Annotated in this window: 8 protein-coding genes; all 8 read right to left on the bottom strand. The window is 41.5% G+C overall.

The genetic code is table 11. The annotated features are described in order from the left end of the window. Positions 1-61 precede the first annotated feature (61 nt). Positions 62-1,750, bottom strand: coding sequence for an energy-dependent translational throttle protein EttA (gene ettA, locus BACCOPRO_RS03735; RefSeq protein WP_008141054.1), 1,689 nt, complete (start codon positions 1,748-1,750; stop codon positions 62-64). A gap of 82 nt (positions 1,751-1,832) precedes the next feature. After that, positions 1,833-2,963, bottom strand: a complete 1,131-nt coding sequence (locus BACCOPRO_RS03730; protein WP_008141052.1) for an MFS transporter — start codon at positions 2,961-2,963, stop codon at positions 1,833-1,835. Positions 2,964-2,989: 26 nt separating this feature from the next. Then, positions 2,990-3,811: a 3-methyl-2-oxobutanoate hydroxymethyltransferase gene (gene panB / locus BACCOPRO_RS03725; RefSeq protein WP_022278284.1), complete on the bottom strand. Its 822-nt coding sequence runs from the start codon at positions 3,809-3,811 to the stop codon at positions 2,990-2,992. 75 nt (positions 3,812-3,886) lie between these two features. Next, entirely contained in the window at positions 3,887-4,534 is a 648-nt protein-coding gene (locus BACCOPRO_RS03720; RefSeq protein ID WP_008141047.1) for an HAD family hydrolase, read from the bottom strand. A gap of 16 nt (positions 4,535-4,550) precedes the next feature. Beyond that, positions 4,551-5,813 (bottom strand): Nramp family divalent metal transporter, encoded by a 1,263-nt coding sequence (locus tag BACCOPRO_RS03715; protein WP_008141045.1) that lies wholly within the window; start codon positions 5,811-5,813, stop codon positions 4,551-4,553. A 72-nt stretch (positions 5,814-5,885) separates the two neighbouring features. Further along, entirely contained in the window at positions 5,886-7,118 is a 1,233-nt protein-coding gene (locus BACCOPRO_RS03710; protein ID WP_008141043.1) for a clostripain-related cysteine peptidase, read from the bottom strand. Between the two features lie 7 nt (positions 7,119-7,125). Next, positions 7,126-7,533: a hypothetical protein gene (locus BACCOPRO_RS03705; RefSeq protein ID WP_008141041.1), complete on the bottom strand. Its 408-nt coding sequence runs from the start codon at positions 7,531-7,533 to the stop codon at positions 7,126-7,128. A gap of 147 nt (positions 7,534-7,680) precedes the next feature. Next, the gene (locus BACCOPRO_RS03700) at positions 7,681-8,541 is read right to left on the bottom strand and encodes a sigma-70 family RNA polymerase sigma factor (RefSeq protein ID WP_022278282.1); all 861 of its coding nucleotides are present in this window, start codon (positions 8,539-8,541) and stop codon (positions 7,681-7,683) included. Positions 8,542-8,636 lie beyond the last annotated feature (95 nt).

Raw genomic sequence — 8,636 nt, 5'->3', positions numbered from 1 at the left:
TCCGAAAATGCTTTTCAACGAAAAAACATCTCCGGATTTTCTGCAATAACCAATATACTTATTAGTCAGCCATCAATTTACGGTAGCGTACCCGCTTTGGCTCAACATTTCCCATACGTTTCATCTTATTTTCTTCATACTCCGTATAACTTCCTTCAAAGAAGAAAACTTCGCTATTTCCTTCAAATGCCAGAATATGTGTACAAATACGATCAAGGAACCAACGGTCGTGACTGATCACCACCGCACATCCTGCAAAATCTTCCAAACCTTCTTCAAGTGCACGCAGTGTATTAACATCGATATCATTGGTCGGCTCATCCAACAAAAGCACATTACCCTCTTCTTTCAGTGCCATAGCCAAATGCAGACGGTTACGTTCTCCTCCTGACAGCATACCACACAACTTTTCCTGATCGGAACCAGAGAAGTTAAAACGGCTGAGATAAGCACGAGCATTCACATCCCGATTTCCCATACGAATCAGATCGTTTCCACCACTGATCACCTGATATACACTCTTATTTGGATCAATATCTTTATGCTGCTGATCTACATAAGCCACTTTTACGGTCTCTCCTACTTCAAACTCTCCTTTATCCGGAGTTTCCAATCCCATAATCAAACGGAAAAGAGTAGTCTTACCAGCACCATTCGGGCCAATTACCCCTACGATTCCATTAGGAGGCAACATAAAGTTCAGATCATCAAACAACAATTTGTCTCCGTATGCTTTAGCTACGTGCTTAGCCTCAATCACCTTATTACCCAAGCGAGGACCATTCGGAATAAAGATTTCAAGTTTTTCTTCCTTCTCTTTTACATCTTCATTCAGCAATTTATCATAAGAATTCAGACGAGCCTTTCCTTTTGCCTGACGAGCCTTAGGAGCCATACGCACCCATTCCAGCTCACGTTCCAAAGTCTTACGGCGCTTACTTGCAGTTTTTTCCTCCATTTCCATACGCTTGGTTTTCTGCTCCAACCAGCTGGAGTAATTTCCTTTCCAGGGAATACCCTCACCGCGGTCAAGTTCCAGAATCCATCCAGCTACATGATCCAAGAAATAACGGTCGTGCGTAACAGCAATTACCGTACCCTCATACTGCTGCAAATGCTGTTCCAGCCAATCAATGCTTTCTGCATCCAAATGGTTGGTCGGCTCATCCAACAATAAGATATCCGGCTTCTGCAACAGCAAACGGCATAAAGCAACCCGACGGCGTTCTCCTCCAGAAAGATTTTTTACCAGTTGATCTTCCGGCGGACAACGCAAAGCGTCCATTGCACGTTCCAACTTGGTATCCAGATTCCACGCATCAGTTGCATCAATAATATCCTGCAGTTCTGCCTGACGAGCAAACAAAGCATCCATCTTTTCAGGATCCTCATAGTACTCCGGCAGTCCAAACTTATTGTTAATCTCCTCATATTCAACCAGTGTGTCTACCACCTGCTGCACGCCTTCCATAACGACTTCCTTTACGGTCTTAGTATCATCCAGCTGAGGTTCCTGTGCCAAATATCCCACCGAATAACCTGGAGAAAAAACAACCTCTCCCTGGTAATTCTTATCAAGGCCGGCGATGATCTTCATCAACGTAGACTTACCTGAACCATTCAAACCTATGATTCCGATTTTGGCACCATAAAAGAAGGACAGATAAATATCTTTCAACACTTGCTTGTTGTTCTGGAAGGATTTGCTCACTCCCACCATTGAAAAAATAACTTTCTTGTCGTCTGCCATATTACATCTAAGTTTATTAATAAAAAAATCTATAATTGCATTTAATGCTTCGTCCCCAAATTCGTTCTGCCAGACAATAGAATCAACGATTCAGCATGTGCTTTCTGAAATAAACCCGAATACAGGTATAATAGAAAATAAGACCAACAGCACAAGCTGTCAAAGCCATATTATACATATTTCCCTGAGAAAAGAAATATCTTCCGGCCAAAACACCAAACATCACACCAGCCTCCCATAGTAACTGATAAGTATGAAAGCCTGTACCACGCTCACAATGAAGAGGCAATAAAATCATCATCTGCAAAAAACGAGACAACGAAAATCCGACACCCAAACCGATCAGACTTCCTGACAAATAAGGCTGATACCCTTCTGCTTCCTGAAGCAATGCTAAACCTACCGCCATCAAAATCAAACCTGTTCCTATTTCCCAACCACCATCCGGTAAACGGGAAAAGCAGTAACGGCATAACAAATAGAATAGGAATCCACCTGCCATGCAAAGATAAAAAGAAGATTGATATTGAGCACCAAACAAGGCACCCAAAATAAAAGGAACGATCATCATATTTATTCCCGGCAATAGTACACGGGGAAGAAGAAAGCGATCCAATGAGAACAGAGGCAAATCCAGCGGCGCCCGGAAACAGACATCCAGCATGGATATACATAAAACAGAAACTCCCCCCAACAAAGCAGAGACGCACATCCATGTAAAGAAAGAAAAGCTGGTTCCATACCAAACACCGACGGCCACTCCGATCAGCATTCCCAGTACCCCAGACCAAGCAAAACACAAATTGGCCTGATCACGTTTATTGCCCGGTGTTACATCTATCGCCAACGTTGCTCCTGTTGATGCCAGTGTTACGCCAAAACACATTCCTTGTAGAATACGCACTAGAAACACCTGCCATACAGCAGACAAATATACATACGCAAAGTTCAGAAGCAACAGCAATAACATACTGCGAATGCAAACCTGTTTCCGGGGAAAAGTATCCACTAAATATGCATTCAGAATACCAGGAAAGAACAGAGCCACCGCAAAAACGGCAGTTACCGCACTTGCCGTCAGCTCTGTACATCCCCATGATTCCATAGACCAATGGTGCAATAAAGGGAACAGCATATAAACAGCCATGTAAAGCATGGTATTTGCAATGACCAGCAATGCAAAGTTCCTATTCCATAATGCCGTATTCGTCATATACTATTCTGGCAATCCATTGATTTTTAATATTGTTCCGACTCGTTCGGGAAATCACTTGACTTCACATCTGCAACATACTGACCAATAGCATCCGTCATAACCGTATGCAGATCAGCATAACGCCGCAAGAAACGGGGACTAAATCCCTTAGTCATTCCCAGCATATCAGCTACCACCAACACCTGGCCATCGACAGCTCCTCCGGCACCAATACCAATAACAGGTATGGTCAGTTCACTGGCCACACGTTTAGCCAGATCTGCTGGGATTTTCTCCAGTACCAAAGCAAAGCAACCGGCTTCTTCCAGCAAATGAGCATCCCGAACCAGTTTTTCAGCTTCAGCATCTCCTTTGGCACGCACACCATAAGTTCCATATTTATTAATAGACTGAGGCATAAGGCCCAAATGTCCCATAACAGGCATACCTGCACCTATAATTCTACGAATAGCGTCTATTACTTCTTCTCCACCTTCCAGTTTCAAAGCATCCGCTCCTGTTTCCTTCATAATACGGATAGCATTACGAACTCCATCAAACGGATCTGCCTGATAAGAGCCAAAAGGCATATCTACGACCACCAATGCACGTTTTACTCCGCGCATCACAGATTTTCCATGATAAATCATCTGATCAATCGTTATAGGAAGCGTAGTTACATTTCCCGCCATTACATTAGAAGCTGAGTCTCCCACCAGAATCACATCAACGCCCGCACCGTCAACTATTTGTGCAATGGTATAATCATAAGAGGTAAGCATTGAAATCTTCTCTCCTCTTTGCTTCATTTCTATCAAACGATGGGTGGTCACTTTACGTGAATCCCCCGAAAGATATCCTGCCATATTTCTATTTTTTTCTTTTAGTTTATAAAAATCAGCTGCAAAAGTAGCTGATTTCTCCGATTCAAGCAAATAAAATCAAAGCAGTCTCCTCATCTCTTCGTAAGTGAAGTTTCTAAAATCAGGGATTACCAGGCTGCATTTATCACGAATTGCTTCTTCTGAATTAGTGGTACTTAATCCTACGACAAGCATTCCGGCTGCATTTCCAGCTTCCAGTCCATGAAATGAATCCTCAAACACAACGCAATTTTCAGGAACAGTTTCTAATATATCCGCCCCCAATAAAAAGCAGTCTGGAGCAGGTTTAGAGTGTTTCACCTGTTCCGCTGTAAGGATATAATCGACCAGTTCTTTCAACTCAGGATGAGCACGATAGACATTGGCCATTTTCATTTGATTGGAACTTGTCACAATTGCCATTTTCACCCCATGCTCACGCAGATTCTTCATAAAACCCACAACGCCAGGAATAAAATCATAATGCATTTCTTTCTCAAAAAGATTCAAAGAATCTGTGATCTCCTGCCTGACTTCTTCCATATCAGGAAAGTAAGTATCATAAATCCGAGTCAAAGTCTGTCCTTTAATTATACGTCCAAACTCAGGATATTGAGGAAAATATTTTTCACCTATTTCGTTCCAAAACAAAGTATACTGAGTTTCGGTATCCATCACAACCCCATCAAAATCAAAAAGAGCAGCTATACATTTTGTTGTATCCATATCTTAAGTTTAAAATTTACGAATTCCAGTTCAACAGCAACATAATATTCAACAACGATACGACCGTAGCAATGAAATAAAGTACGAAAGAGCTCCAACGGGAATTAGCATACGGTCCCATAACACGTCGGGAGGACGTAAGTCCAACTTGCAGAAAAACAGTAAAAGGAAGCTGAAAACTTAAAACCATTTGCGAATAAATCAGTCCTTGAAAAGGATCACCTATAAAGAAAATGATCAATAAAGCTATTCCTAAAGAGAGTAAGACCCCTACTCTGGAATGTACATCCTTAATATGATAAGATTCGCCGAAAATTCCCGCAAAAATAGAACCAGCCGCCATTCCACTGGTGACAGTTGAAGAAATACCTGCCATCAATAATGCCAGAGCAAAAACAATTCCAGCCTGATTACCCAACAAAGGATCCAGCAAAGACTTTGCCTGCTGTAACTCTTCTACCGGAGTACCTGTTACAAAAAAAGTAGATGCCGCCAATAAAATCATCGCACTATTGATAGCCCATCCTATCCCCATGGAAAGTAAAGTATCATAAAACTCATACTTCAACAATTTACGGATAGCGGTATCACTTTGCTTATTATATTCATGACTCTGTACAACTTCAGAATGCAAAAATAAATTATGAGGCATAACGACAGCCCCCAACACACTCATAATAATCAACATACTGCCCTCAGGTATGCTTGGAACCACCCACGAGCGAGCTGCTAATCCCCAGTCGATATCAACAAGAAAAAGTTCATAAAGAAAAGAAAGCCCTATCACAGACACAAACGCTATAATCGCCCGTTCAATACGCTTATAAGAATTTGTAAAAAGCATTATGACAACCAAAGCTGTTGTAAGCACTGCTCCCCAGACAACAGGAATACCGAAAAGCATCTGTAAAGCAATGGCACCTCCTAATATTTCTGCCAACGAGGTAGATATAGAGGCTAAAACAGCCGTAGCCAAAACCGGGCGCGAAACCCACCGAGGGGTATAGCGTGTCGCTGCCTCACTAAGGCACAATCCCGTCACAATTCCAAGATGAGCCACATTATGCTGCAAGATGATTAGCATCACAGTAGACAATGTTACAATCCACAACAAAGCATAACCATAGTCAGAACCTGCCGCAAAATTGGAGGCCCAATTCCCCGGATCGATAAATCCTACTGTAACCAGCAAACCGGGACCAATATATTTAAAAAAGTCAAGACCACCCAAATAGCGCAGGTGATCTTTCCGCTTAAGTTCTTTGATGAAATTCCACATAAAATACCTTTTTAGTAATTTTAAACACACAACAATTACGCAAGGTTCACATCAAAGCAAAAAAAGATTCAGTTAGTTATTACGAAATGCCTCCCACCCAACAGCATCATACCAGGTAATAGAAGATTCATAATAAGCGTCCCAACGATCATGAGAGGTATAATAAGGAATATACATACCTATTCCGCAAAAACGATCAGAATCCGGACGAACCTCCTTAAATCCTCCATTTACACAATCCTTTGCTACAACTGCCCGATTCAGTACCTCCTGAAAGTCTGTCGGAATAGTACCTCCATTCAACACTCGAAAAAAGTCACCAACATCATAAGAAAAGTCATGATAGCTACCTGCGCCATATTGCTGAACATCATCAAAAGACAAAGTTGGTATCGAGTCTGCAAAAGCAAGAAGTTCATTCCGAACAGCGGTTGCCAAATCATTCATTTGAGTGCAATCAACCACTGCACAAGTCCCCCATCCACCAGTCATAGAAGAATAATAACCTGTAAATGCTGCACATAATTCTTGGAAACGGATATCATCCTCTGTCAGATAAGCAAAAAGACGCTGATAAGGAAAACCACCTGCAGGAGTTTCCATTACTGAAGCAATGCAATAATGCGTTACATCTCTTAATTCATAAGCAACCTCAGCAGTCCCCATCATACATGCATCAAAAAGGACAAAATCAAGTATTCCATTTCCAAAACCCTCCTGCAGAACAGCAGCCAGCTCCGGAACATTGATGGAATAAGCATTATCGTCACCAAATGCACGACCTACTGTCTGATTAGCCTCCATCCATCCCGTAGCATGAGAACCGAAGATCAATCCATAGGTTTCAGATGGCACTGCCTTCTGCATATCCTTAAACACCTGAGCAATAATTACCGGATCCACGGCATTATGTTCCGGATCCGTATAAGACTTTCGCACAATAGCACTTTGGAAAACATTTGCTTCTGTCAGTTCTGCTCCCTGTAAAGCCGGCATAGAATTAATATTACCATGTCCATCTGATACAAATTCAAGTATAGAAGGAGCTGTCACATATGGATCACCTGCCTTAGGGCGGTAGTACAACAGCAAACTACATGAATCCTTCAAAGAAGACATACTTTCATACATCCAAAGTACGTTCTTCTTTAAATAGCTGTCCAAATCGCCTCCCGCCTGATTATTAGAGACCAAATAAGCTAATATTGTACGCCCCTTACGTGGTAACGGGTCCTCTGACGGAATTTCGTTCGAACATGCGGCCAACAGCAAAACTGAACAGAGACAAATTAATATCTTTTTCATAAACGAATCAGTAGGTATCAGCTTTTTCAAACTTGAAATCTGGTCCAACATTCAAAACCACCAAGGTTTTTCCCTTTTCGTATTTTTGCTTTAATTTTGAAAGCTCTTTTTGAAGACTTTTCTTCTTGGAACTGAAAAATACGAAACAGGTGCGATTCCGCTCCCCTTTCTGCATTTCCAGATAATCCTTCAACTGGAGGCTATATAAAGCACGGCCAACCAAGAAACCGTTTTTATCCAAGGATGCACTATCCACATACTGAATATCGGTCATATAAACCAATGAATCCGTAAACGAAGCCGAAACTCCAGCCACGTAAACACCATATTTAGTCTTGTTCTTAGGCTGCTTGGCAAATACAGTAACAGCGGCTACAGCCGCAACAAGAAAACATAAAATCTTAGTCAATTTCATAATCAAAAATCTAAATTGGCAACAAAAATAATCAATTATCACTTAATACAAAAAGAGTGAATACAAATTAACATAGAAAAACGGATAAAACTACACCCTTGCAGTTTTATCCGTTTCTTTTCTTTTTTTTGGAAATCAATCCTTATCTTATCCCAAATAAGACTTGAGCAACTTGCTACGCGAATTTTGTCTTAATCTTCTAATAGCTTTTTCCTTGATCTGGCGTACACGCTCACGGGTCAGCCCGAATTTATCGCCGATCTCTTCCAACGTCATTTCCTGCGTATTAATACCGAAAAACATCTGGATAATATCCTTTTCTCTTTCGGTCAACGTAGAAAGTGCTCTGTCGATTTCCCTCGAAAGTGATTCATTAACCAAGGAACGGTCTGCCATAGGTGAATCGTCATTCACCAGAACATCCAACAAACTGTTGTCTTCACCTTCCACAAAAGGTGCATCTACAGATATGTGGCGACCTGAAACCTTCAAAGTATCCGAAATCTTGTCTACCGGAATTTCAAGCTCATCAGCCAACTCTTCCGGAGACGGACGCCGTTCATTCTCCTGCTCAAACTTAGAGAATGCCTTACTGATTTTGTTTAATGAACCAACCTGATTCAAAGGCAAACGCACGATACGTGACTGTTCGGCCAAAGCCTGCAATATAGACTGGCGAATCCACCATACCGCATAACTGATAAATTTGAATCCACGTGTTTCATCAAACTTCTCAGCAGCCTTGATCAAACCCAAGTTACCTTCATTGATCAAATCCGGCAAACTCAAGCCCTGGTTCTGATACTGCTTGGCTACAGACACCACGAATCTCAAGTTCGCACGCGTAAGTTTTTCAAGCGCAACACGATCCCCTTTTCGAATACGTTGAGCGAGTTCCACTTCTTCTTCCACCGTAATCAAGTCTTCACGACCGATTTCCTGCAGATATTTGTCCAGAGAAGCGCTCTCTCGGTTAGTAATACTTTTGGTAATCTTTAATTGTCTCATTCTTTCAAACAGATTTGGATGCAAATTTATGAAAAAAAACCAACTTAGCCTAATATCTTTAAGAAAGATTAAAAAATAAGCTTTATTTCTTCTTC

This window comes from Phocaeicola coprophilus DSM 18228 = JCM 13818 (assembly GCF_000157915.1).
GTDB lineage: Bacteria > Bacteroidota > Bacteroidia > Bacteroidales > Bacteroidaceae > Phocaeicola > Phocaeicola coprophilus.
The sequence above is the reverse complement of the archived record's forward strand: the minus strand, read 5'-3'. Positions and strand labels throughout refer to the sequence as shown.

Excerpts from the sequence above, each read along its gene's own strand:
- BACCOPRO_RS03730 (WP_008141052.1), bottom strand. The coding sequence starts at position 2,963 with ATGACGAATACGGCATTATGGAATAGGAACTTTGCATTGCTGGTCATT.
- BACCOPRO_RS03715 (WP_008141045.1), bottom strand. The coding sequence starts at position 5,813 with ATGTGGAATTTCATCAAAGAACTTAAGCGGAAAGATCACCTGCGCTAT.
- BACCOPRO_RS03705 (WP_008141041.1), bottom strand. The coding sequence starts at position 7,533 with ATGAAATTGACTAAGATTTTATGTTTTCTTGTTGCGGCTGTAGCCGCT.
- panB (WP_022278284.1), bottom strand. The coding sequence starts at position 3,811 with ATGGCAGGATATCTTTCGGGGGATTCACGTAAAGTGACCACCCATCGT.
- BACCOPRO_RS03700 (WP_022278282.1), bottom strand. The coding sequence starts at position 8,541 with ATGAGACAATTAAAGATTACCAAAAGTATTACTAACCGAGAGAGCGCT.
- ettA (WP_008141054.1), bottom strand. The coding sequence starts at position 1,750 with ATGGCAGACGACAAGAAAGTTATTTTTTCAATGGTGGGAGTGAGCAAA.
- BACCOPRO_RS03720 (WP_008141047.1), bottom strand. The coding sequence starts at position 4,534 with ATGGATACAACAAAATGTATAGCTGCTCTTTTTGATTTTGATGGGGTT.
- BACCOPRO_RS03710 (WP_008141043.1), bottom strand. The coding sequence starts at position 7,118 with ATGAAAAAGATATTAATTTGTCTCTGTTCAGTTTTGCTGTTGGCCGCA.